Origin of the sequence: Sphingomonas sp. LH128 (assembly GCF_000293195.2) — a bacterium.
Classification (GTDB): Bacteria; Pseudomonadota; Alphaproteobacteria; order Sphingomonadales; family Sphingomonadaceae; genus Novosphingobium; species Novosphingobium resinovorum_A.
On sequence record NZ_ALVC01000241.1, the window covers coordinates 1 to 21,025 of the forward strand.

Here is a 21,025-nt window from a genome sequence, read left to right on the forward strand (position 1 = left end):
GGCGGCGCTGGCGGCGCTGTCGGCGTGGGGCGGGGTGTCGATTACGATGAACGCCGCGCCCTGGCCCGTCGCCTGCTCGATCTTGGCGGCAAGGCGAGGGGGCGCGCTGTCGATCACGACCGGGGGCGCATCCTGTCGCCATGCCGCCCACTGGCTCGCCGTCGCCTGCGGGTCGACGTCGATCACAAGGGCGGTATGCCCGGAATCCTCGGCGGCGGCGGCCAGGTGCAAGGCGAGGGTGGTTTTCCCCGCGCCGCCCTTCTGGCTGATGATCGCGATTGTTGGCATGTGAATATCCTTACATGATCGCATGTTTGCATGTGGTCATACTGGCTTGCTCCGGTTGCGTCAACGAAACCCCGAACTGGCGCGCAGCGTCAATGAAACCCCGAATTGCGGGGAGGGGAGGGCGGTCTAGCCGTCGTCGCCGCCCTCATCCTCGCTGCCGTCGTCCAGCGGCTCATGCTCCATGCGGCCGTGATCCTCGATCGGGCAAAGCGGCGCTCCGGCCAGCTCAAGCCATTTGCGCGCGGTCCTCACGGTATAGCCGCACGTCGCGCACTCGCATTTGAGCATCCGGGTTTTCTGCTTCTTCGGCGCGGTCGACTCCCCATCGGTGTCGAGACGGGCATGGGGGAGGGGGCCAACGGCGTCCAAGATCGGCGCGACGGCCGCAAGAAACGCCTCGCCGGGGGTGGTGGCGCGCATCGGCCCGACGAGCCCCAGCCCCAGCGCGATCCGTTTAAACGCTTTCCCATGCCCTGCCGGGATGCCGACGGCGGCATGGACCAGCTCATGCGCGAGGATGGCCGCGATCTGCGCCGGCATGGCGTCAGGCGCGTGCGCGAGGTCGGGCCGGATGAAGATTTCAAAATGCCCGTCCGCGCTCAGCCGGTTATCCCAGCACTCGCCGATCGCCTTGCCCTTCCGGCCCGAGCTGGTGAAGCCGATCGCCACGCGGATACGCGCGGGCAGGGGAGCGTCCAACGCCGCGAACAAGGGGGCCATGCCCGCCGCCACCCGATTGAGCCAGCTTTCCCGGTTGTCCTGTTCCATACCTTCTACTCCCTTCAAATCGCCCTGCGGGGCGATGGCTGCGGCCATCGCTCCCGAGTTCGCGCGGAGCAGCCGGCGAGAGAGGGGGGCAGCGGGAATCTGCGGGAGTGGTGCGGGCGGGCGCTTCGCGCCAACCCGGTCCCGCTGATTGCCGTTGCTGGGGAGAGGCGGCCGGGACCGCCTTTCCCCATGCGAACGAACATCATGCCGGCGCACGCCGGCACCATGCCCGAGATCCGCTTGCGATCTCGGCCCCGCCATGTGGGTCGTCACCTTCGGCCAAGACCGCTTGCGGGCTTGGGGAGCGAAGCGAGTAGAGCCACGGTGCCGCGCAGCGGCAGGCGCAGTCTCCTCGCCTAGATTGAAATTGTTGCTCAAATGAGCTACATCGTTCGTCTGACTAGGGAGATTCCAATGGCTGCTACCGCGTTCGTGCGTGCGCGCATCGACGAAACATTGAAGGATGAAGCCGCCGCCGTCCTAGCCGAGCTGGGGCTGACGGTTTCCGATGTGGTCCGCATGACGCTTACGCGGGTCGCCAAGGACCATGCCTTGCCGTTCGAGCTGAAGGTGCCCAACGCCGAGACGCGCGCCGCGATCGAATCGTCCCGCGCGACCATGAAGGCGCGTCGTGCGCGCTTCACCGATCCCAAGGAACTGTTCGATGCCCTCGACCAAGAAGCCCGCCAGCAGTAAGCGGGCTTCGTTCCCAAGAGAGGCATCCTACGAAAAGCGGTTCGTCAAGGATTGGGAGCGGCTGTCGCGCAGCGGCCGCTACAACATGAACCAGCTCAAGGAAGCGATGATGCTGCTCATCGCCAACGATGCGCCGCTTGGCCCGGAATGGCTGGACCACGCCCTCAAGGGCGATTGGAGCGATCATCGCGAGTGCCATATCGGCGGCGATTTCCTGCTGATCTACACGATTGAGGGCAATCTGGTGAACTTCGTGCGCGCGGGAACCCATTCGGAACTGTTCGAGTAATCGGCTCGACGGCCGAACGTTTGGAAGGCAGGGCAATGAACGCCGACGACATGAAGGTCGAAACCTTCGCCTGCGTCTTTGACGCAATCGCCGACACGCCGGAGGAGGCGACGGAGTTGAGGACGCGCGCGGACCTGATGCGGGGCATCACCGCGCGGGTGAAGTCGTGGGACGTGCCGCTGGGCGAGGCCGCCAAGCGGCTCGGGCTGACGCCGCCCCGCCTCAACGACCTCCTGCGCGGGAAGTTTAACAGATTCTCGCTGGATGACCTGATGACCGCCGCGACGGCGGCGGGCATCGCGCCGCCGGCACCGCGCAAAAGCTCGTGGGATGACCTGCGCGGGATAGTGAAGGGCAACGGCGCGCGGTTCACGATCGAGGAAATCAACGACGCCATCGCCGAAGCCGGCGCAGCAGCCGGCATGGCCGGGATGAACGACCATGACGGGGACTGATCGAAACGGCGAAATCCTTTATCCACCGATGGAGGCGGCCGAAATCCGGCGGTGCGCCAGGAGAGCGGTTTGAGCCAGGCCGGGTTTGCGCGCTTGCTGTGGGCGCACAAGCGCACGGTCCAGCGCTGGGAGGCCGGCACGATGCGGCCGACTGGCGCGGCGCTCGCCTTGCTGACGCTGGTGAAGCGGCGCGGCATCCAGATTCTCACCTAGAAGGATTGATAGAATGGCCGGCCATCGCCCCTTTTCCGATCTTATGAAAGATTGGAGTCCCGAGCGCCGCGCGCGTAATGAGGCCCATAAGGCGAAGTTGGAGGCCGAGTTGATGGGCCGCGCTGCTACGCGCGATGCGATCGAAGAACTGGAAGCTGGCAAGGGCGTGCGCTTCACCAGCGTTGAGGCGCTTATGTCTGATCTCCATGATGACGATTGATCGACCCGAAACGGCGGCCGAGTTTTTCGCGCGGCGCTCCAAAGGTCGTGCGGTGGGTGATCTCGACCGCATTCTCGACAAGGTGCCTGATCGGCCGCCGGAACCCGGCGACGAATTGAAGGCTGGACGCCCGATCGCCTACATCGCCGGTAATCGGCGAGGGTGCCGCGAGATCCGCGCACGCGATCTCGCCCGCCATGTGGGCCGGAACCTTGGGCCAGGACCGCTTGCGGGCTTGGGGAGCGCAACGAGTAGGGCCACGGTGCCAGCGCCAGGCGCTTAGATCATTTTGGCTATCAGCCTTGCACTAGTGCAACCTTTGCACTACATTGAAGCATGGTCACGATGTTTCGCGGTCCCCGCTGGAAAATTGCCGTCTATGGCCGCGATCATGGCGTGCCGCATTTCCACATCGAAGGCCCGGATTTCCGCTGCTCGGTGGCGATTGCATCGTTTGACGTGATCGTGGGCACCGTGTCGGCGGCGGTCTTGAAGGACGCATTGGAATGGGCGCGGCCTAATCAGGCTTTGCTCATGCAGACGTGGCAGGAGTTGAACGGATGAACATCACCGACAAGGCCCGCACCATTACCGCCGTGCGCGCGACCGGGCCGTCATCGCTGCATCTGTCCTGGTCGGAAGGGACGGCGGCTGATCTCGATCTTGGCGCGGTCCTCGCCGATCGCGCCTTTGCCGCGCTGCGCGATCCGGGCGAGTTCGCCAAGGTCGAAGTGGGCGATTGGGGTCATAGCCTGGCCTGGCCTTCGGGTGCGGAGCTGGGCGCGGACATGCTGTGGCTCGAAACGCTGTCGGCAACCGGGCATGGCGATGTGCGCGCCTTCCTCGAATGGCGGCTGCGCCATGCGCTGTCGCTGTCGAAGGCGGCCGATGCGCTTGGCGTCTCGCGCCGCATGGTCGCCTACTACTCCAACGGCGAAAAGAAGGTGCCGAAACCAATCTTGCTGGCGTGCCGGGGCTGGGAAGCCAGCAATGGGCTATACCGGGCCGCCTAACCGGACATGAGAGCGATCTTCATCCGCCACGGCGAAAACACCGGCAACGCCGGCGTGCCCTGCCACGATCTCGCGACGATCGCGCTGACGGAGCGCGGCCACGAACAGGCGCGCGCGGTCGCGGCGAGCTGGACGCAAGCGCCCGCGCTCATCGTCACCTCGCCCTATACCCGCACCCGGCAGACGGCCGCGCCGACGATCGCGCGCTTTCCAGGCGTGCCGGTGGAAGTGTGGCCGATCGAAGAGTTCACCTATTTGCAACCTGCGCGCTGGAACGGCACGCGCAGCGCCGAACGGATGCCGCACCTAGAACGCTATTGGCGCGAGGCCGATCCTGACTACTGCGACGGGGAAGGGGCGGAGAGTTTCAGCACCCTGTTACGGCGCTGCGAGGCGGCGCTAACGCGCCTCGCCGCCATGCCTGCGGGATCGCTGGCCTATGTGTTCGGGCATGGGCAGTTCATCCAGGCCGCGCGCGCGATCGTCGCCGACGCCCATCTGGACGATCGGGCCAAGATGCGCGCTTTCTGGCGCAAGGGCGAGCCGCCCGCGATCGGCAACGCGCAGCGGGTAGGGTTTCATTGGCAGGGCGACCGCTGGACCTGCGCGCCCGCGCTCGCCGCCTAGATCAACACGCGCTCCACCTCGTCCAGCGTCACGTCATCGGGGCGGCGGTCATAGAGCTGGGTGGTGCGCGTCGAGCTATGGTTCGCCATCGTCGCGGCCGTCTCCAACGTGCCGCCATTCTTCAAATAGGTGGTGATCCCGGTCGCGCGGAAACTGTGGTTGCCGATCGCCGTCCCGATCCCGGCCGCCGCCGCGCGCCGGCGCACCATCGCGAAGGCGTTGGCTTGGGGCAGGGGGGTATCGCTTAGTCGCTTAGTGCTGCGCGCGATCGTGCGGAATAGCGGCCCCTTGCGGTCCTCGCGCAGCTCGCAACCGTCGATATAGGCGGTTAGATAATCCTCTAGATTGTGGTGGCAGGGCATTTCATGGCGCTTGCCGCCTTTCTCATGCAGGCGGACCCATAGCCGCCGATTCTGCATGAACACGTCCTCGACCCGCATCGCCAGCGCCGCGCCGATCCGCGCGAAGCTATAGACCATGAGACCGATCAGCGCGCGGTCGCGCAGGCCCGCATGGGTGGTCACGTCGATGCTGTCGAGCAACCGCCGCGCCTCGTCGGGGGCCAGTACCGGCGTCTTGCCGCGCCGCTGGCTATGCGCCGGCCCGCGCACCGATCCGGCCGGGTTCGCCGGCACGGCATGACCCGTCACCAGCCAGTCGAACAGGTGGCGCACGCCGGCGAGCTGCTGCTTGACGCTGGGGGCGGCCAGCTCGCGCCCCAGCGCCTCGACCCAGGCCGCGACATGAAGCGGCTGCACCTGGGCGAGCGAGGCGACGCCGCGCGCCTCGCACCAGGCCAGGAAGTCGCCGGCCGCCCGCGCATAGGCGCGGCGTGTATGCGGATTGCGGATGGTGACGGCGAAGAACTCAAGGAATCGAAGCTGCGCGCGCTCGTCGGCCGCCGCGATCAGCGCCGGCAACGCCAGCGCGGGCGCGGGCGCGGGGAGGGGGGCGAGCTGGTTCATCGCGCGATCTTCTCCCATCGCGCCGGCGCGGGACGCGGCGCGGCCATCTTGCGGCGCAGCTCGTCGAACACCTCGTCGGCGTCGCGGACGCGGCCAGCCTCCGCGTCCTCAAGGCCGCGCTTTATCGACCCGTCCAATATCCGGCGTAGCAGCTCGTCGCGTAAATCGTGGTGCGGCTCCATGTCGATGAAGTTCTTGACGATCGCGAACACCGCCTCGGAAGGATCGGCGAACATGCCGCGCTCGATCCGCTCCAACAGCCAGTCGGCCTGATCGCCGGTAAGATACGCCTCGAAGCGCAAGCCGCCCGCGCGGGCCTGCTCGCGCAGCGCCTTGGCCTGGTCGCGCTCGGCATAGTTGTCGGCGAAAGCCGTGTCCTCGTCCTGGTCCATATCGCTCCCTTTCGGCGGTGGATCTCGGGACCGTTTAAACGGCTCCATCGGATCGCCATGAGTGTGTGATAAAGGACATTATCACATATAGAATCGACCGTGAATCCTGCGTGGCGACAATTACCTGATACGGGTAGGGGCAGGGCGTTAAACGCTCCTGGCCGTGCGTCTCGATCGGCGACGGGCGCATGGCTGCACCGGCCGCGCAATATCATGGGTGAAGGCGAGGGGAGGGAGGCGACATCCGATCTTCTCCAGCTCACGCCCGCACACCACCAGCTCGGCGCGCAACTCGGCCGCCACGTCCTTGCCGATCGCCGGGGCGAGCATCGGATAATCGGGCGGCATCGTCACGCGCTGGGCATAGGCGAGCCAGGCCAGTACACGCAGCTCGTCGTGCGAGAGCCAGGCGGTCCCCGGCGCGAGCACGTTCACCTTGGCGAGCGCCAGCAAGGCGGACAGACGGGCAATGCCGATCTTGCTCTGACGGTCGCCTCCGGCCGCCATGATCGCGGCCATCGCCTTGGCGCGGTCCTCGCCATCGCCAAGGCTGGAGCGAATGATCCGTATCACCCTCTGCTCACCCCAGGCGCTCTACCGCCTCTTCCAGCTCGGACATGTGCGCTTCCAGCCAGTCGGTCAGCGCACAGGCTGCTGGGACCGCCGTTTCTCCCAACACCGTCAGGGCGTACACGACTTTCAGCGGTCTGGTCGCATGGACCGTCCGCGTCACGACACCATATTGCTCCAGGCTGCGCAGGGTGATGGAAAGCATGCGGCGCGATATGCCGGTGAGTGCGCGCCCGACCTCGTTGAAGCGCTTCGGCCCGTCCGCAAGGCAGACGAGGGCCAGGATCGCCCATTTACTGCCGATGATATCGAGCGCCCGGATAAAGGCAGCGGACGGCGGCGCGGAAAAGGGGATTGGACGAGCCATCGCTGGCTTCATAAGAGCCACGCGCAAGGCCTTGGCCGCGCCATCGAGGAGCACCAGAGCCTCGCGCCGCTCATGCCCGGGTGAGTCAGGCCGCGCTTGCGGATTGGTCGGCGCGGGTCAGGCCCAGACCGTCCAGATTCCGCGCGACGAAATCCCAGTCGATCGCATTGCGCAGGATCTTGTCGGCATAGTCGGGCCGCGCGTTGCGATAATCGATATAATAGGCATGCTCCCAGACATCGAGGATGAGAAGCGGGGTCGCACCATGCGCGACCGGCGTGTCGGCGTCATGGTACGAAGTCACCTCGAGCTTGCCGTCCTTGAGGTTGAGCGCGGCCCATCCGCTGGCGAAATGGCCAACCGCTTCGGCCTTGAGCTTGTCGATCAGGGCGTCGACCGATCCGAACGATTCATTGATGAGATCGAGCAAGGGCCCAGTCGGCTCTTTCTTCTCCGGGCTGAGCCCCAGCCAATAGAAGCTGTGGTTCCAGATCTGCCCGACCTGGTTGAAGAGACCCTTGGGGCCATTAGCGGCGGTCAGTTCGATCAACTCGACGAGCGACTTGCCCTGCAGCGCGGGGTCGGCGGCGACCAGTTCGTTCGCTTTCACGACATAGGCATTGTGATGCTTGCCATGATGATAATCAAAGGTTTCGGGCGAGATCAGGTTACCAAATGCGTCCTTGGGATAAGGCAGGGGTGGAAGGGTAAAGGTCATGGATCTTGCTCCTCGGTTTTATGGATGTGTGTTCAGGATGTGGCGGTGGTCATCAGCGCCAGCAGCAACAGGAAGGACGACGCTCCTATCCCGCCGGTCTGACGATGCGCGAGCGCACTGCCGATAATAGCGGACAGGATGGCGATGGCGAGCGCCGCACCGATCGGGCGGGTGGCAGGAAACGCCAGCAGCCCGGAAGCGGCAAGCTCCAACCCGGCGACTAGATAGCGCAGGCGCTGGCCATAGCCGAGCCGAGCATAGCGCCTGCGGACCGATGCCGGCGCCGACAGATTGAGAATGGCGCCCGCTAAGAGCAGGACGGCCAAAGCCCAGGGCAGGAGGGAAGAGATGCTCAAACCTCATCTCCCGCCCATGGATTGCCGCTGCGCCGATCGTCCGGACCAGCTTTGGCGCGTTCTTCCTTTCCGCGAATGGTCGCCCGCCATCCCGTCAGGGCGCAGAAGAGGATGAGCACCGCCGGCGCTGTTCCATGGCCATAGTCCCCGACCCGGATCAGCGTCGCGAGCGCGGCGACCATGATCGCCGCGCCGAGCGCTGCTCCGACAAGGCGAGTGCGCGGCACAAACAGCAGAGTGGCAGCGCCGACTTCCAGGCAAGCGGTCACATAGGGGAACCAGTGCGGATAGCCCCAGGCGACATATTCGGCCCAGGTTGAGGCCGAGGCCGTCCCATTGAGGAGCGCGCCGGCAAGAAACACGGCGCCCACCGCGTGCGGAAGGATGGCGTCAGCGATCCGCCGCATCGCGCCCTGCCGCTGCCAGCGTCGCCGTCGTGCTATCCGTTGGCTCTACCGATGCCTGCGCGCCGCTCTGTCCTTGCCCGCTGCTCTGCCAGCCTCCGCCCAGCGCCTTGAACAGGTCGACCCGCGCCGATGAGAGCCGCTGGATCGAGCCCGCATAGCTGCTGCGCGCGGACAGCATCTCGCTTTGCGCCACGAGCACATCGAGATAGGCGACCGAGCCCGCGCGGTAACGCAGGTCGGCGAACCTGTACGCCTTCTCCGCGCGGTCCTGCGCTTCGCCCAGCGCATCGAGCCGACGCTGTTCGGTAGCGACCACCGTCAGCGCCTGCTCGACTTCCTTGAGCGCGGTGATGAGCCGACCGTCGAAGGCCGCGAGCGAGGCCTCGCCCTGTGCCTCGGCCTGCCGGATGCGCGAGCGGGCGACCGCGATATTGGGAAAGCTCCACGAGATGAGCGGTCCAAGCGAGAAGGTGAAGCTGTTGTCGCCGCGCACTTGGTCGTTGCGGAAGAAGTTGCCCGAACCGCCCAGGCTGATGCGCGGATAGAGGTCGGCGGTGGCAACGCCGATGCGCGCTGTGTCGGCGGCGAGCTGGCGTTCGGCTTGCCGAAGGTCCGGCCGGCGCCGCAGCAGAGCGGCACCATCGCCGACCGGGATCGATGCCGCAGGCTCGGGCGGCTCCGTGCATCGTTGCGCGGACTCGGGCACCTGATCGGGCGTGGTGCCGAGCAGCGCCGCCAGCTCGAACAGCGCAACCTGCTGCTGACCTTCGAGCGCGGGGATCGCCGCGCGCGCCGTCGCGGTCTGTGCGCCGGCGCGCTCGACATCGAGCTTGCCGACCGATCCCGCCTTCTCCTGCGCGGAGACGAGCCGGAAGCTGTCGTCGCTCGCCTTGTAGGACTGGCGCGCGACGTCGAGCGCATAGGCGGACGCGCAGGCGTTGAGATAGGCGCGCGTCGTCTCGGCCGCGACCGTCACCCGCACCGCGTCGTGCGCCGCCTCGACCGCGCCGACATCGGCGCGCGCGGCCTGGATGGCGCGGGACACGCGGCCGAACAGGTCGGCTTCCCAAGACAGCGACATGCCGGCGAACTGCGACCATTGCGCATCGCCGAGATTGCCGGGGAAGCCGGTCTGGCCTGCCCCCTGGATGCCGTCACCATAGGTGACACCGCCGCTCGCGGTGGTCGAGGGCAGCCGCCCTGCCCGCGCTTCGCTGAGTACCGCGCGCGCTTTGGCGAGGTTGGCCGAGGCCACGCGCAGGTCGGTGTTGGCGGCAAAGGCCTGGGCCACCAGCGCGTCGAGCGCGGGATCATCGTAGAGCTTCCACCAATCGTCGGGCAGCACCGCCGCCGCATCGAGTTGCGGCGCGGTAGTGACGAAGGCTCCGGTAGCGGCCGAGGGCGGCGCGGGAGGCCGATAGTCCGGCCCAACCGCACAGGAGGACAGCGCCAGGCCGACAAGCGGCACAAGGACATGAGGGTATTTACGCATGGGCCAGCCCTCCTTCGCTGGTCGGACGCGGCACGGGACCAGGTTCCGGATCGGGCTGGGGTTCGGTAGACGGATCGGCCTTCGGCCGGTGATCGCCGGCGAGCAGGGTGTAGACAGTCGGCAACACGAAGAGCGTGAACAGGGTGCCGATGAGCATGCCCATGACGACGACGATGCCGATGGCGAAGCGACTGTTGGCGCCAGCACCAGCGGCGAACAGCAGCGGCACCAGGCCTGCCACCATGGCAGCGGTCGTCATGAGCACGGGGCGCATGCGGACTGCGGCGGAATGTCGGATTGCCTCCGCCCGGCTCCAGCCTTCCGCCTCCTGCATCTCATTGGCGAACGACACCATGAGGATGCCGTGCTTGGAGATGAGGCCGATCAGCGTGACGAGGCCGATCTGGGTGTAGATGTTGAGCGTCGTGAAGCCGAGATAAAGCGGCACCAGCGCCCCGCACACCGCGAGCGGAACGGTGACGAGGATCACCAGAGGATCGCGGAAGCTCTCGAACTGGGCTGCCAGCACCAGGAAGATGACGATCAGCGCGAAGGCGAAGGAGATGGTGAGCTGATTGCCTTCATGCACATATTGCCGGCTGTTCGACAGCCAGTCGACCGTCGTTCCCGGCGGCAGGGGCTGGCTCTTCAGGAAGTCGACCGCCTGACCCATGGTGACGCCGGGCAGCAGCACGGCCGACAGGGTCGCCGAGTTCATCTGATTGAACTGCGGCAGGCGATTGGGCTGGGGAAGCACTTCGACATGAGCGATGGTGGAGAGCGGCACCAGCTTGCCCGAAGCGGCTTTCACATAATATTCGCCGAGCTTGTCAGGCGTGATGCGCTTGTCCTGCGGAACCTGTGCGATCACGTCATAGGAGCGGTCGTGCCAGTTGAAGCGGTTGACGTAATTCTCGCCGACCAGCACCGCCAGCGTGTCCGCGACCTGCGACATGGTGACGCCCATCTCACCGGCCTTGGCCTGGTCGATGCTGATATGCGCCTCGGGGCTGTCGAAGGCGAGGTCGGTGTCGACGAAGGCGAACAGACCGCTGCCCCATGCCGCACCCTTGAGGCCTTCCAGCGTCTTGTAGATCACCGGGAAGTCGTCGGCCGAGCGGATCACCATCTGTACGGGCAGGCCGCCGCTTCCCGCAGGCAATGGACTGTCCTGGAAGGCCGTGGCGTAGACGCCCGTTACCGCACCGGTACGACCCGCAAGTTCGGCCTGGATCTGGTCACCATTGCGGTCACGATCGGCCCAGTCCTTCATGACGATACCGCCGAACCCGCCATTGGCGCCATTCTCCGCGCCGATGCCGAAGAAGCTGGCATAATATTCGGGGAACTGATGGAAAATGCGCTCCACCTCGGCGCTGAACCGCGTGGTGTAATCGACGCTGGCATATTGCGGCGCCTTGGTCTGGACAAAGACATAGCCCATATCCTCCTGCGGGGCGAGTTCGCGCTTGGCGCCCAGGAACAGCACCGCGATCGAGGCGAAAACCACGACGCCGACGATTAGCACGGCGGTCCGTGCCGCCAGCGTCTTGTCGAGCAGGCGCACATAGGTGTTGGTGACGCGGTGCATGCTGCGCTCGACGGCCTGCGCCATGCGGCCCTCGCCCATCTTCGAATTGAGCAGCTTGCCACTCATCATCGGCGAGAGCGTCAATGCCACCACGCCCGAGACCACCACCGATCCCGCAAGGGTGAAGGCGAACTCGCGGAAGAGGGCGCCGGTCAGGCCGCCCATCAAGCCGATGGGGGCATAGACCGCCGCCAGCGTGATGGTCATGGCGATGACCGGGCCGACGATTTCCCGGGCGCCGACCAGCGCTGCATCGAGAGGCTTGAGGCCATCCTCGATATGCCGGTGGATGTTCTCGACGACGACAATGGCGTCATCAACGACGAGACCGATCGCCAGCACCATGGCGAGCAAGGTGAGGAGGTTGAACGAGAAGCCGAAGATCAGCATCAGTGCCGCCGTGCCGAGCAGCGACAGCGGGATGGTGACGACGGGAATGATGACGGCGCGGAAGGTGCCGAGGAACAGGAAGATCACGACGATCACGATGACGATCGCCTCGATCAGCGTGTGCTCGACCTCCTCGATCGAGGCATCGACGAACTTGGCGACGTCGAAAACGCTCTCGACCTTCAGATCGGCAGGCGCCACGCGCTGGATGTCCGGAATAAGCGCCTTGACGGCCTTAACGATTTCAAGCGGATTGCCATCCGGGGTGGGCGAGATAGCGATCGAGACGCCGGGCTTGCCGGACACAAGGAAGCGGGCATCGTAATTCTGGCCGCCGAGTTCCACCGTGGCGACGTCGCGGATGCGCACGACGCTATCCGTCCCGGTCTTGATGACCATCTGGCGGAAGGCTTCGACATCGCGCAGGTCCGTGCCGGCTGTGATGTTGATGGCGTTGTTGGCCCCTTTCAACTGACCAGGGGCTGCCTGCACATTGTTGGCACGCAAGGCATTGGCGATGTCGGTCGCGGTCAAGCCGCGCGCGGCGAGTTTTACCGGATCGACCCAGATGCGCATGGCCAGCGGGGAACCGCCATTGACGACGGCCGATGCCACGCCGGGCACCGAGGTGATGAGCGGCTGCGCGACGCGGGTGGCAAAATCCACCATCTGCGAGGCGGACATGGTGTCGCTGCCAAAGGCGACATATTGCACGGCCGAGGCGCCGTCGGTGATCTTGGCGATGACGGGATCCGTCACACCGGCAGGCAGGCGATACTTTACCTGCTGCACCTTCGCGAGGATTTCGGTCATCGACCGGTCCGCATTGGCGTTGAGCACGAGCTTGGCCTTGATCTGGCTCTTGCCTTGGCTCGAGGTGGAAGTCAGATATTCGATGCCGTTGGCGGTCGCGATCGCCTGGCTGATCGGCGTGGTGACGAAGCCGTGCATCACGTCCTGCGAGGCGCCGGGAAGCGTGGTATCGATGGTGATCGTCGCGCTTTCCATGCCGGGATATTGCCGGATCGGCAGGCTGAAGGTGGCGCTAAGACCCACCAGCAGGATGAGCAGACTGACCACGATCGCGAGGATCGGGCGGCGGATGAAGATATCTGTGAAGGCCATGTCAGCGCGCTCCCGTCTGTACGACGCGCGAGACCTTGACCTCGGCGCCGGGCTGCACGCGAAGCTGGCCTTCGGAGACGACAACGTCGCCGGGCTTCAGACCCTTGTCGATCACCACCTCGTTGCCGATGCGCCGGCCGGTCTGGACCGGCACGATCTCGGCCTTGCCGCTGCTGCGCGCATTCTTGCCGCGGATGACGATGACGCTGTCGCCCTGTGCCGAGGTCTGGACCGCCGTAATCGGCACGACCAGCGCACCGCTCTGCGGTGGCAGCACGAGCGAGGCGGTCACATACATGCCGGGGCGCAGCGAACGGTCGCCGTTGGGCAGCGTCGCCTGTACGGTGACGTTGCGCGTATCTTCGCCGATCTTGGGCTCGATGGCGTTCACGCGCGCGGTGAAGGTGCGGCCGGGGAACGCATCGCTGGTAACGGTGACGGTTGAGCCGGGCTTCAGGCGCGCAAGCTCCTGCTGCGGCAGCGCGAATTCGACATAGAGCTGGTCGAGTGCTGTCAGCGTCGCCACCGGATCGCCCGGGTTGATATATTGCCCGAGGTTGACGCGGCGAATGCCGATCTCGCCCGAGAAGGGCGCGCGGACCTGCTTCTGGATCAGACGCGCATCGATCTGGCGGACAGCCGCCACGGCCTGATCGCGTTCCGAGCGGCGCTGTTGCAGCAGCTCGCGCGGCTCGGCGCCTGTGGGGGCGAGCTGTTCGGAACGGGCAAGCTGGATGCCGGTGAACGCCGCGCGAGCCTGAGCTGCCTGGCGGTCGGCCCTTTCGGGCCCATCAAAGAGCTGGACGAGCAACGCGCCCGATCCGACGTTCGAGCCAGCCCTGAAATTGATAGCGGAAACCCGGCCCGCGACTTCGCTCGACAGGGTGACTTCGCGCACGGCGGTCAGCGTGCCCACCGCATCGAGCGTAGAGGGAACCTCGCGGGGGCTAACGACGGCCGCCGCGACGGGGACGGCTTGCGGCTGCCATGCCTGGCCCTGACCGCTCCTTAGCGTTCGCCACGCGAAAAGCGAACCCAGCAGCAGCGCGAGCACGATGACGGTGATAATAATCGTGCGGATCTGCGGGCGCGAGGAAGCCTCAGGTGCGGGAATATCATGGACTGAATCCGTCATGCCGCCACCTCATGGGTGTGCGCCTCGACCGCGTGTTGCGTCATTGCGGAAGGTTCCAAGTCCATGTCTGATATTCCCTGTTCGGGCTCTTCCGGCGGCGCTTGTGTTGGCGGGCAGGATTCGCTAATTTCCAAGTTATGCCTTTGAAAACTGATTCTAGTAATATGTCAAGTTATGGCTTGGAAAATTACACCTGGCAGGTGAAGACGCCTGCCGATCGCATCCTGATGGCGCTCAAGATGCACGGTGCGCTTTCGGCCGCGGCGCTTGGCAAAAGACTCGGTATCACCGGTGAGGCCGCCCGCCAGCAGCTCCTCCGCCTCGCCGAGCAGGATCTTGTCACGGCGGCGAGCGAGGCCCGGGGCGTTGGCCGTCCGCTCCAGCTTTGGGACCCGACCCCTGCCGCGCAATCCAGGTTTCCCGACACGCATGCGAGCCTTACCGCGCAGCTTCTCGACATCGTCCGCATCCATATGGGCGACGCCGCGCTCGACACGATCATCAACGTCCGGGAGGCCGAGACCCGCGAGCGATACGAGGACGAGCTGGCCGGTAAGGAGGATCTTGCTGAGCGCGTGGCCGCGCTTACCGCGCTACGCACCGAAGAAGGCTATATGGCGGAGTGGCGGGAGGAAGCGGATGGTTCTTTCCTGCTGATCGAGAACCATTGTCCTATCTGCGCGGCGGCGGCGGCCTGTGCAGGCTTCTGCCGGGCCGAGTTGGAGGTGTTCCGCGCTGTTTTGGGCCCCGGCGTGTTGATCGCGCGCGCTGAGCATATCATCCAGGGCGGGCGGCGCTGCACCTATGTGATCCGCCACAGCGACAGCGACTGACGTCCCCGAACCAGAATCTGCAACTTCATCGTCAGCTTCCTGCGCCGCGATGCAGTCGAGTGCGGTGAGCAGCTGAGCCGACCGGAGCAGTTCCGTCCATAGCGCTTCGCGCTCTTGCGCGCTGCCAGCATGATCCGCGCGGCTCACGGCATAACGTTCCGCGAAGTTTCGCAGCGCCTCGAGACGCCGATTTGCAAGCGGGGTAGCCCATTCAGCGCCGAACAGGCGGCGCAGCCATTTGACCCTTCGTTTTCCCAAACGGGCGTCACGAACCACCTTCCCCGTCATTCCATCCGACAGGCCGACGCGCAAGGCAGCGAGATCGAGATCGCGAAGCCGCTGGCAATCTCGCCCAGAGTCTGACGGCCCGCCGACCCGGCCCGGCATCTCGGGGGCGGGCTCAGGATAGGGGCGGCGGGCCGGTAGAAGCGTGCAAGTCGGAGACAGGGGGCTTTGCCGCACGGCTTCTACAAGCGGAAACCAGGATTGGATGGGAACGTCTAGGTTGGTGTCGACAGGCAGAGCGGCATGTGTTGTCTGACGTCTCGTATCGAAGGGATCAGACATGAGGTCGGCGTCCTGAATGGCGCGAGCATGACGCTTGCGTGGAAGAACCGACTCCCCTATACGACCTCAACTAATATTGAGGTCAAGCGGAAAATGGCGATCGCCGGCAACAAGGGTGAATTGACGGTCGGGCAGGTTGCGAAGCGCAGCGGCGTTCCGGTGTCGACGATCCATTTCTACGAAGCCAAAGGGCTGATCCAGGGATGGCGCTCGGCGGGTAACCAGCGGCGCTATTCGCGCAGGATCTTGCGACGCGTCGCCGTCATCCGGATCGCGCAGCGCGCGGGCTTGGCATTGGCCATCATCAAGGAGCATCTCGACGCGCTGCCGTCGGAGCCGATCTCGGCCAAGGCCTGGCGCGACCTTACGGAGAAATGGCGCTGGCTTCTCGACGAGCGAATCACCAGCCTTCTCCAGCTGCGCAACCAGATGGAAAGCTGCATCGGCTGCGGGTGCCTGTCGCTCGAGGACTGCCCCTTGCGCAATCGCGACGACATTTTGGGCAACGAAGGCCCTGGCGCGCGATTGCTCTTGATGCGGGCCACGGGCGCAGGCGATCAATAAAGGAAGCCGCCGGGGTGATCCAAGCGTCAGCGATCCGCAGCCGCGGAACGTGCCCGCGCCGACTTCCCTTCACGCTTCTTACGCAATTCCTCGGCCTCAGCCTCATATTCGATCGCGAGAAATCTGTGCGTCGACGCGACTGCGGGGCTGGTCGCACGCGCGGCCGCCGCGCGTTCCTGCTGGGCACGCTCTTCGTAATAGGTCGGATCGGCAGGCGTGCCAGTCGCGGGCGTCATGCGAGAATATTCCCCTTCGCAACGCGACGTGGCGCGCCGGTCGAAATCAGCGCGCCACGCGGCGTCATCGGCATCAGAAGTGATAGGCTACGCCGGCGAGAGCCTGATGCCGATCGAACTTGGTGCCGCCACCGCCCAGGTCGCTGTAGCGATACTCGACACGCGCAGACACTCTCTGGGTGATCGCGCGCTCAACGCCGCCACCCACGGACCATCCATCGAAGCTGTCCTTGTCATAGCGTGCGCCGCCGGCATCCAGCCTGCGCACCGATGCGCGGAGATTCTCGTAGCCGCCACGGGCGTAGAGCAAGGTCTCGGGCGTAACCAGATACCCAGCGCGTGCGCCCACATTGAACGCATATTCGGGATCTATGCTGGTGAGCCCTGCCGATCCGGACCGCGTCACCTGATCGTCGAAGCCCAGGCTAAAGCCGCCTTCGGCCGAGAGCACGACCCGGTCGTTAGCCCGGTAATTATAGCCTGCGAAGATACCCGCACGAACGGAGTCGCGCGATTTGTCGAGATCGACACGCCCGATATCGGTATGCGCGCCATCGATCTTGGTCTGGTTCCATCCAGCCTCGATCCCCGCATAAGGGCCATCGAAGGTCTGGGCGGCAGCGGGACTCGCGGCGGCGGCGACCAGCAGAGCAGGGACAAGCAGGTTCTTCACGTCTTTTCCTTTCATCTTCCGACGTTTTCACGGACGCCGACGGGCTGCCCTGCCGGGAGATGATCGGTCCTGCTGAAGGCCCTCGCCCGGCTTCCCATCGAAGTCGAGCACCCCAGATACATCCTTAACTATAGTTGAGGTCAAGCGAAATTATCTGTTGTAGCGTTTGCTGGCAGCGTGACGGGTTATCAACTTTACAAACGCCCTTCGGTCATTGTCCCGCCGGCTTCACGTTTATGGTGCAGCGCACCGCCTTCTTGGCCCTCTCGGCCGCTTCGCGGCACTGCTCCAAGGTTTCGCGATTGGCGTCGGACAGCGGCGCGGTTGCGACGATCAGCGCCCAGCTCTCCGGCGCGGCTGTCTGCATCAATCTCTGCCCCGCATCCCATAGGCTGCGCTCGTCCAAAATGCGGGTCGCCATGCGCTCGGGCCAGCGCCAGCTTGTCGGCATGATGCGCGCGATCGGTCCGGCCAGCACAGCATAAAGCAACAGCCCTAACACCAGGCCCCCGCCTCCGAAGATATACAACCAGCGATTTTGCTTGTCGCCACGCCGCGCCGATGCAAGCCGGTTGCCGATCTCTCGCGCAGCCTGGTCCAGCCCTGCACGCGCCTCGGCGACAAGCCGCGCGTCTTCGCGCCGCGCGCCGCTGGCGGCCGTCACGATCTCATTCGCCATGGAACCCGGCGTCATCGACAATAGCGGGCTTTTGGCGATGGGGTCGATCCGCTGGGTGAGCGCCGCCAATATCTTTTCGGTGCGCTCAAGCGTCGGCTCGTAATCGGGAATGTCGATCGACTCGCGTGCGGCAGTCAGCCCCTCGATCGCGCTGCGCAATAACGACACCTCGCCGCGCAGCCGGTCGAACGCCGCTGCCGGATCGTCGCCAGCGCCGGCCTCATCGCGATAGTTGTCGTCGTCCATATCCTCTCCTTACCGGCTCATGCCGCGATCACGGCCGATTTCGAGCTGCCGCGTCAACTCCGCCGCCATCGACCTGTCGCGCCCGATCTCCTTTTCCAGCCCCAACTCACGCTCACGGCCGCGCAGCACCGATTCCACCTGAGGATCGCGCTCAAGGCTCTTGGCGAGGCCCTGCAGGGCCTTCCCGGCCTTCGCCGAACCTTCATGATCGCCGGCTCGCAAGGCGGCGCCCCGCTGCTGATGGAGGCCCTGCCAGCGTTCCACGAACCGATCCGCGCGCAAATTCGGATCGGCGCCCACGCGCGCCTCGTGCGCCATCGCGTCGATCATCGGCCCGCTGCGCCCTGCCGCCGCGTCGCGGATTAGGCTCGGATTACGCTCGGCCGCCGCGATCATGTCTCGAGACGATCCGGGCCGGATTTGCTCGAGCGCGCCCTGCGCGTTCTCGAGCGCCACTTTCTGATGCTCGAGCACCGGCGCGCCCTTCTCATGCGCCTGCGCGATAGCCTGCGCCGATCGTGCCACCCGCTCGACAGCGCGGGCGTAATCGCGGTCCTGGGTGCGGTCAGCGCCGCGATCGACGGCCTGTCCACGTGTCGGCGTCCGCTCAGCCGACAGCTTCAACCCGTCGAACATGCCGCGTTTGGGTTTGTCGCCCTGGCCGCGATCGGTCGCCGGCGCTGGCCGGAAGCCGTCGAACATGCCCCGCCGCCGCGGCCCCTCGCCCGCGGCCGTCTCCTCGCCGCGGCCGATCTTTTGCGGATCCTCGCGCTCCTGGCGCGGCGATCCACGCTCTGCCGCTGGCATTTCGCCCTTGGCTCTCTCGGGTGGTTCCGCGAAGCGGATCTCGCCCGACAGCCCGCGCCGATCGGCGAAGGTGCGCGCGTCCTGATCCGGGTCGCGGCCGTAATCCGACGCCATATCCTTCGCCCGCTCGCGCCCCAGCGTGCGGGTGAGCTGGCGATCATCGGCAAAGTCATCGCGGCCATAATGGAGCTGCACGCCGTCGCGGTGCCGCGACAGCGCCACATAGGCCGAATGACGGTCCATCCCCGGCGTCGCCAGCACATGCGCCTGATCGACCGTCACGCCCTGCGATTTGTGGATGGTGGCGGCATAGCCATGATCGATATGGGCATAGTCCTTGAGGTCGAACGCGATCCTCCGGCCATCGTCGAGCCGCACCGCCATGCTGTCGGGGGACACGCGCTCGACCTGGCCCAGCGTGCCGTTCTTCACGCCAAGGCCGCGCTCGTTTTTCAGGAACATGATGCGGTCGCCGCCGGCGAACTCCCGTGCCCCCCGTTCGGCCGACACGCGCACGTCTGTCCCCAGCTCGCCGGCGTCGCGCAGCCGATCGCGCGCCGCCTGATTCAAATCGCGCACCTCGGCATTGGTGTGGGTGAGGATGATCCGGGTCTTGTCCGGATCGGCGAGGCGCTGCGCGTCCCAGCGGTCCACCAGCTCGCTCCGCGCAGCCTCGCGCGTCTCGGCCGCGTGGACCATGCCGTGCGCCTCATAGGCATGGACCGCCTCGCCAGTGCGACCCGTCGCCAGCGCCCGCGTGGCGTCGCGCTGCCAGTCCTCATGCTGCCGGCGAACCTCGCTGATCTCGGCCGCGCCATGCCGCTCGGCAAGCGAGCGAAACGCCGCGCCGGCCTCGATCGCCTGCAACTGCTCGGCATCGCCGACAAGAACCACCTTCGCCCCCGCCCGCTCGGCCGCCGACAGCACGCGCTCCATCTGGCGCGTGCCGATCATGCCGGCCTCGTCGATCACCAGCACGTCGCGCGGGCCTAGCAGCTCGCGGCCCTGGTCCCACTGATATTCCATGCTCGCGATCGTGCGCGACTGGATGCCGGAACCGCCCTCAAGCCCCTCGGCCGCGATCCCCGACAAGGCCGCGCCCCGCACCTGATAGCCCGCCCGCTCCCATTCGTCGCGCGCCACGCCCAACATGGTCGATTTGCCGGTGCCGGCATAGCCGACCACGATTGCCAGGTCGTTCTTGCCGGTGATATGCGCCAGCGCGTCCTTCTGCTGGCTTCCCAGCGCAAGGCTTCCACTCCCGGCGGTGTCTCGCCCCCCCATTTTGGACGCCGCCGGGAGACCATGCCCTTCCCGTCCAGCAAGCCGATCGCCGGCGCGTTCCAACCGCTGCTCCGTCTCGATCATCTCGCGCGACGTGAACCGGTCCTCGCCGCGCCCGTCCTTCCCCAGCGCCACCAGCTCGGGCGAGGTCCGCACCGCGCTCATCACCTGGTCGAACTGATCCTTGCCGTCGCTGTGCCGGAACGCGAACTGCGCCAGGTCGCGCCGGGTGAACGTCGCCTGCTGCCGCGTGATCGCGTCCAACGCGATCTCGGGCCGCGCGATGATCTTCTCGCCATTCTCGCGCGCGATCCGGGCATGGTCCTCGACCCGCTCGGCCTCAAGCCCCTGTTCGGGCATCCGTGACGCTGCCGGCCCGATCTTATGTTGCGGCTCAAGGTCGATGCCCTGCGCCTCCAACGTCCGGTGATCGATGCGGGCGTCGATATCCAGCTCGGCCAGGCGCTCATTGACGTGATCGGCCCACGCCTCGCGCCATTCCTGCAAGAGCGCCGTGCTGTTCCACTCGCGCACCTTCTGGCCGAAGCCCTCCGGCCCTACCTCGCGCATCGACAACATGACATGCGCGTGGGGCTTGGGGCTTCCATCCCTCCCCATGTCCCAATGCACATTCATGTCCGCGACCATGCCGCGTTCCACGAACTGCTTTTCGACAAAATCGCGGGCGAGCTGGACGCCCTGTTGCTGGTTCAGCTCGCGCGGAATCGAGAACTCCACCTCGCGGGCAAGCTGCGCGTCCTTACGTTTCTCGCCAGCCTCGACCTCATTCCACAGGGTCGTGCGATCGTTTAAACGCTCCGGCGCGCCTTCGGGCAATAGGATTTCCGAATGGACGACGCCGGCCTTGTTTGAAAAATCTTGGGTACGCCCGAGCCGGTCATCGTGTAGCTGCTCGGCCGCACGATAGGCCGCGCTGGCGACGGCGCTAGATCCGTTGGCGCGGCTGATGACCTTGGCCGAGAAATGGTAGATCGCCATGCGGCTTCGCACTCTGCCTTACTTAGCGCACGTCGGCAACGACGTATAAGCGCGCACTCA

28 protein-coding genes are annotated in these 21,025 nt (G+C 65.8%); 11 read left to right on the forward strand and 17 right to left on the reverse strand.

Annotated elements, in window-relative coordinates; all coding sequences use genetic code 11:
- Together LH128_RS19095 and LH128_RS19100 are read right to left on the reverse strand one after the other, a co-directional pair.
- The coding region (locus LH128_RS19095; protein WP_008831323.1) for a ParA family protein at positions 1–288 on the reverse strand (288 nt) is incomplete at its 3' end.
- 126 nt (positions 289–414) lie between these two features.
- A complete protein-coding gene (locus LH128_RS19100) occupies positions 415–1,056 on the reverse strand; it encodes a SprT-like domain-containing protein (RefSeq protein WP_008831324.1) in 642 nt (213 codons plus the stop codon).
- Positions 1,057–1,470: 414 nt separating this feature from the next.
- On the opposite strand from LH128_RS19100, the gene LH128_RS19105 reads away from it, so the two are divergent.
- From LH128_RS19105 to LH128_RS19125, 5 genes are read left to right on the forward strand one after another with little or no spacing between them, the layout of a single operon-like run.
- Entirely contained in the window at positions 1,471–1,752 is a 282-nt protein-coding gene (locus tag LH128_RS19105) for a type II toxin-antitoxin system RelB/DinJ family antitoxin (protein ID WP_007685985.1), read from the forward strand.
- Complete coding sequence (locus LH128_RS19110; RefSeq protein ID WP_007685988.1) at positions 1,721–2,041, forward strand: type II toxin-antitoxin system YafQ family toxin; 321 nt, start codon at positions 1,721–1,723, stop codon at positions 2,039–2,041. The genes LH128_RS19105 and LH128_RS19110 overlap by 32 nt, the downstream gene beginning before the upstream one ends.
- 35 nt (positions 2,042–2,076) lie before the next feature.
- On the forward strand, positions 2,077–2,496 hold the full coding sequence (locus tag LH128_RS19115) for a helix-turn-helix domain-containing protein (protein WP_007685989.1): 420 nt from the start codon (positions 2,077–2,079) through the stop codon (positions 2,494–2,496).
- Between the two features lie 51 nt (positions 2,497–2,547).
- The gene (locus LH128_RS19120; protein WP_015449421.1) at positions 2,548–2,709 is read left to right on the forward strand and encodes a helix-turn-helix domain-containing protein; all 162 of its coding nucleotides are present in this window, start codon (positions 2,548–2,550) and stop codon (positions 2,707–2,709) included.
- A 13-nt stretch (positions 2,710–2,722) separates the two neighbouring features.
- On the forward strand, positions 2,723–2,929 hold the full coding sequence (locus tag LH128_RS19125; protein ID WP_008831325.1) for a hypothetical protein: 207 nt from the start codon (positions 2,723–2,725) through the stop codon (positions 2,927–2,929).
- Here LH128_RS19125 and LH128_RS32355 read toward each other — a convergent pair.
- Positions 2,901–3,128 (reverse strand): hypothetical protein, encoded by a 228-nt coding sequence (locus LH128_RS32355; RefSeq protein ID WP_008831326.1) that lies wholly within the window; start codon positions 3,126–3,128, stop codon positions 2,901–2,903. The two genes, LH128_RS19125 and LH128_RS32355, sit on opposite strands and share 29 nt — an antisense overlap.
- A gap of 137 nt (positions 3,129–3,265) precedes the next feature.
- Here LH128_RS32355 and LH128_RS19130 point away from each other — a divergent pair, with 137 nt between their 5' ends.
- From LH128_RS19130 to LH128_RS19140, 3 genes are read left to right on the forward strand one after another with little or no spacing between them, the layout of a single operon-like run.
- Positions 3,266–3,493, forward strand: coding sequence for a DUF4160 domain-containing protein (locus LH128_RS19130; RefSeq protein ID WP_020817904.1), 228 nt, complete (start codon positions 3,266–3,268; stop codon positions 3,491–3,493).
- Positions 3,490–3,942 (forward strand): DUF2442 domain-containing protein, encoded by a 453-nt coding sequence (locus LH128_RS19135; protein WP_008831328.1) that lies wholly within the window; start codon positions 3,490–3,492, stop codon positions 3,940–3,942. Before LH128_RS19130 ends, LH128_RS19135 begins: the two co-directional genes overlap by 4 nt.
- A 6-nt stretch (positions 3,943–3,948) precedes the next feature.
- Positions 3,949–4,569 carry a histidine phosphatase family protein gene (locus LH128_RS19140; RefSeq protein WP_008831329.1) on the forward strand — a complete coding sequence of 207 codons (621 nt, stop codon included), beginning with the start codon at positions 3,949–3,951 and terminating at the stop codon, positions 4,567–4,569.
- On the opposite strand, the gene LH128_RS19145 is transcribed toward LH128_RS19140, so the two are convergent.
- From LH128_RS19145 to LH128_RS19190, 10 genes are all read right to left on the reverse strand, one after another.
- Complete coding sequence (locus tag LH128_RS19145; protein WP_008831330.1) at positions 4,566–5,534, reverse strand: tyrosine-type recombinase/integrase; 969 nt, start codon at positions 5,532–5,534, stop codon at positions 4,566–4,568. The two genes, LH128_RS19140 and LH128_RS19145, sit on opposite strands and share 4 nt — an antisense overlap.
- Positions 5,531–5,926, reverse strand: a complete 396-nt coding sequence (locus LH128_RS19150; protein WP_008831331.1) for a hypothetical protein — start codon at positions 5,924–5,926, stop codon at positions 5,531–5,533. The genes LH128_RS19145 and LH128_RS19150 overlap by 4 nt, the downstream gene beginning before the upstream one ends.
- A 147-nt stretch (positions 5,927–6,073) precedes the next feature.
- Positions 6,074–6,499: a hypothetical protein gene (locus LH128_RS19155; RefSeq protein WP_008831332.1), complete on the reverse strand. Its 426-nt coding sequence runs from the start codon at positions 6,497–6,499 to the stop codon at positions 6,074–6,076.
- Between the two features lie 7 nt (positions 6,500–6,506).
- Positions 6,507–6,863 carry a winged helix-turn-helix transcriptional regulator gene (locus LH128_RS19160; protein ID WP_051211534.1) on the reverse strand — a complete coding sequence of 119 codons (357 nt, stop codon included), beginning with the start codon at positions 6,861–6,863 and terminating at the stop codon, positions 6,507–6,509.
- A gap of 85 nt (positions 6,864–6,948) precedes the next feature.
- Complete coding sequence (locus LH128_RS19165) at positions 6,949–7,581, reverse strand: superoxide dismutase (RefSeq protein WP_008831334.1); 633 nt, start codon at positions 7,579–7,581, stop codon at positions 6,949–6,951.
- A gap of 32 nt (positions 7,582–7,613) precedes the next feature.
- Complete coding sequence (locus tag LH128_RS19170; protein WP_008831335.1) at positions 7,614–7,937, reverse strand: MauE/DoxX family redox-associated membrane protein; 324 nt, start codon at positions 7,935–7,937, stop codon at positions 7,614–7,616.
- Positions 7,934–8,344, reverse strand: a complete 411-nt coding sequence (locus tag LH128_RS19175; protein WP_008831336.1) for a DoxX family protein — start codon at positions 8,342–8,344, stop codon at positions 7,934–7,936. The genes LH128_RS19170 and LH128_RS19175 overlap by 4 nt, the downstream gene beginning before the upstream one ends.
- The gene (locus tag LH128_RS19180; protein WP_008831337.1) at positions 8,328–9,836 is read right to left on the reverse strand and encodes an efflux transporter outer membrane subunit; all 1,509 of its coding nucleotides are present in this window, start codon (positions 9,834–9,836) and stop codon (positions 8,328–8,330) included. Before LH128_RS19180 ends, LH128_RS19175 begins: the two co-directional genes overlap by 17 nt.
- Positions 9,829–12,942 (reverse strand): efflux RND transporter permease subunit, encoded by a 3,114-nt coding sequence (locus LH128_RS19185; RefSeq protein WP_008831338.1) that lies wholly within the window; start codon positions 12,940–12,942, stop codon positions 9,829–9,831. The genes LH128_RS19180 and LH128_RS19185 overlap by 8 nt, the downstream gene beginning before the upstream one ends.
- A 1-nt stretch (position 12,943) precedes the next feature.
- Entirely contained in the window at positions 12,944–14,077 is a 1,134-nt protein-coding gene (locus LH128_RS19190) for an efflux RND transporter periplasmic adaptor subunit (RefSeq protein WP_008831339.1), read from the reverse strand.
- Positions 14,078–14,256: 179 nt separating this feature from the next.
- On the opposite strand from LH128_RS19190, the gene LH128_RS19195 reads away from it, so the two are divergent.
- The 3 genes from LH128_RS19195 (at position 14,257) to soxR (ending at position 16,041) form a co-directional block, all read left to right on the forward strand.
- Positions 14,257–14,910 carry a helix-turn-helix transcriptional regulator gene (locus LH128_RS19195; protein WP_202950123.1) on the forward strand — a complete coding sequence of 218 codons (654 nt, stop codon included), beginning with the start codon at positions 14,257–14,259 and terminating at the stop codon, positions 14,908–14,910.
- Between the two features lie 129 nt (positions 14,911–15,039).
- Positions 15,040–15,273 (forward strand): hypothetical protein, encoded by a 234-nt coding sequence (locus tag LH128_RS19200; protein ID WP_037520318.1) that lies wholly within the window; start codon positions 15,040–15,042, stop codon positions 15,271–15,273.
- Between the two features lie 231 nt (positions 15,274–15,504).
- Positions 15,505–16,041, forward strand: a complete 537-nt coding sequence (soxR, locus tag LH128_RS19205; protein ID WP_327195215.1) for a redox-sensitive transcriptional activator SoxR — start codon at positions 15,505–15,507, stop codon at positions 16,039–16,041.
- A gap of 26 nt (positions 16,042–16,067) precedes the next feature.
- Here the strand turns inward: soxR and LH128_RS19210 are convergent, their stop codons facing one another.
- The 4 genes from LH128_RS19210 to traA all read right to left on the reverse strand — a co-directional run bounded on the left by LH128_RS19210 (position 16,068) and on the right by traA (position 20,965).
- Entirely contained in the window at positions 16,068–16,277 is a 210-nt protein-coding gene (locus LH128_RS19210) for a hypothetical protein (RefSeq protein WP_008831343.1), read from the reverse strand.
- 73 nt (positions 16,278–16,350) lie between these two features.
- Positions 16,351–16,950 (reverse strand): outer membrane protein, encoded by a 600-nt coding sequence (locus tag LH128_RS19215; RefSeq protein WP_008831344.1) that lies wholly within the window; start codon positions 16,948–16,950, stop codon positions 16,351–16,353.
- 211 nt (positions 16,951–17,161) lie between these two features.
- Entirely contained in the window at positions 17,162–17,875 is a 714-nt protein-coding gene (locus LH128_RS19220) for a DUF6118 family protein (protein WP_008831345.1), read from the reverse strand.
- A 9-nt stretch (positions 17,876–17,884) separates the two neighbouring features.
- On the reverse strand, positions 17,885–20,965 hold the full coding sequence (gene traA / locus LH128_RS19225; protein ID WP_008831346.1) for a Ti-type conjugative transfer relaxase TraA: 3,081 nt from the start codon (positions 20,963–20,965) through the stop codon (positions 17,885–17,887).
- Positions 20,966–21,025: the final 60 nt, after the last annotated feature.

Bases quoted from the DNA above. Each gene is read 5' to 3' on its own strand.
- LH128_RS19140 (WP_008831329.1), top strand. From the start codon at position 3,949: ATGAGAGCGATCTTCATCCGCCACGGCGAAAACACCGGCAACGCCGGC.
- LH128_RS19180 (WP_008831337.1), bottom strand. From the start codon at position 9,836: ATGCGTAAATACCCTCATGTCCTTGTGCCGCTTGTCGGCCTGGCGCTG.
- LH128_RS19150 (WP_008831331.1), bottom strand. From the start codon at position 5,926: ATGGACCAGGACGAGGACACGGCTTTCGCCGACAACTATGCCGAGCGC.
- LH128_RS19200 (WP_037520318.1), top strand. From the start codon at position 15,040: ATGATCCGCGCGGCTCACGGCATAACGTTCCGCGAAGTTTCGCAGCGC.
- LH128_RS19190 (WP_008831339.1), bottom strand. From the start codon at position 14,077: ATGACGGATTCAGTCCATGATATTCCCGCACCTGAGGCTTCCTCGCGC.
- LH128_RS19160 (WP_051211534.1), bottom strand. From the start codon at position 6,863: ATGGCTCGTCCAATCCCCTTTTCCGCGCCGCCGTCCGCTGCCTTTATC.
- LH128_RS19145 (WP_008831330.1), bottom strand. From the start codon at position 5,534: ATGAACCAGCTCGCCCCCCTCCCCGCGCCCGCGCCCGCGCTGGCGTTG.
- LH128_RS19165 (WP_008831334.1), bottom strand. From the start codon at position 7,581: ATGACCTTTACCCTTCCACCCCTGCCTTATCCCAAGGACGCATTTGGT.
- LH128_RS19210 (WP_008831343.1), bottom strand. From the start codon at position 16,277: ATGACGCCCGCGACTGGCACGCCTGCCGATCCGACCTATTACGAAGAG.
- LH128_RS32355 (WP_008831326.1), bottom strand. From the start codon at position 3,128: ATGGCGGGCGAGATCGCGTGCGCGGATCTCGCGGCACCCTCGCCGATT.
- LH128_RS19100 (WP_008831324.1), bottom strand. From the start codon at position 1,056: ATGGAACAGGACAACCGGGAAAGCTGGCTCAATCGGGTGGCGGCGGGC.
- LH128_RS19115 (WP_007685989.1), top strand. From the start codon at position 2,077: ATGAACGCCGACGACATGAAGGTCGAAACCTTCGCCTGCGTCTTTGAC.
- LH128_RS19105 (WP_007685985.1), top strand. From the start codon at position 1,471: ATGGCTGCTACCGCGTTCGTGCGTGCGCGCATCGACGAAACATTGAAG.
- LH128_RS19110 (WP_007685988.1), top strand. From the start codon at position 1,721: ATGCCCTCGACCAAGAAGCCCGCCAGCAGTAAGCGGGCTTCGTTCCCA.
- LH128_RS19135 (WP_008831328.1), top strand. From the start codon at position 3,490: ATGAACATCACCGACAAGGCCCGCACCATTACCGCCGTGCGCGCGACC.
- LH128_RS19220 (WP_008831345.1), bottom strand. From the start codon at position 17,875: ATGGACGACGACAACTATCGCGATGAGGCCGGCGCTGGCGACGATCCG.
- traA (WP_008831346.1), bottom strand. From the start codon at position 20,965: ATGGCGATCTACCATTTCTCGGCCAAGGTCATCAGCCGCGCCAACGGA.
- LH128_RS19130 (WP_020817904.1), top strand. From the start codon at position 3,266: ATGGTCACGATGTTTCGCGGTCCCCGCTGGAAAATTGCCGTCTATGGC.
- LH128_RS19125 (WP_008831325.1), top strand. From the start codon at position 2,723: ATGGCCGGCCATCGCCCCTTTTCCGATCTTATGAAAGATTGGAGTCCC.
- soxR (WP_327195215.1), top strand. From the start codon at position 15,505: ATGACGCTTGCGTGGAAGAACCGACTCCCCTATACGACCTCAACTAAT.
- LH128_RS19185 (WP_008831338.1), bottom strand. From the start codon at position 12,942: ATGGCCTTCACAGATATCTTCATCCGCCGCCCGATCCTCGCGATCGTG.
- LH128_RS19175 (WP_008831336.1), bottom strand. From the start codon at position 8,344: ATGCGGCGGATCGCTGACGCCATCCTTCCGCACGCGGTGGGCGCCGTG.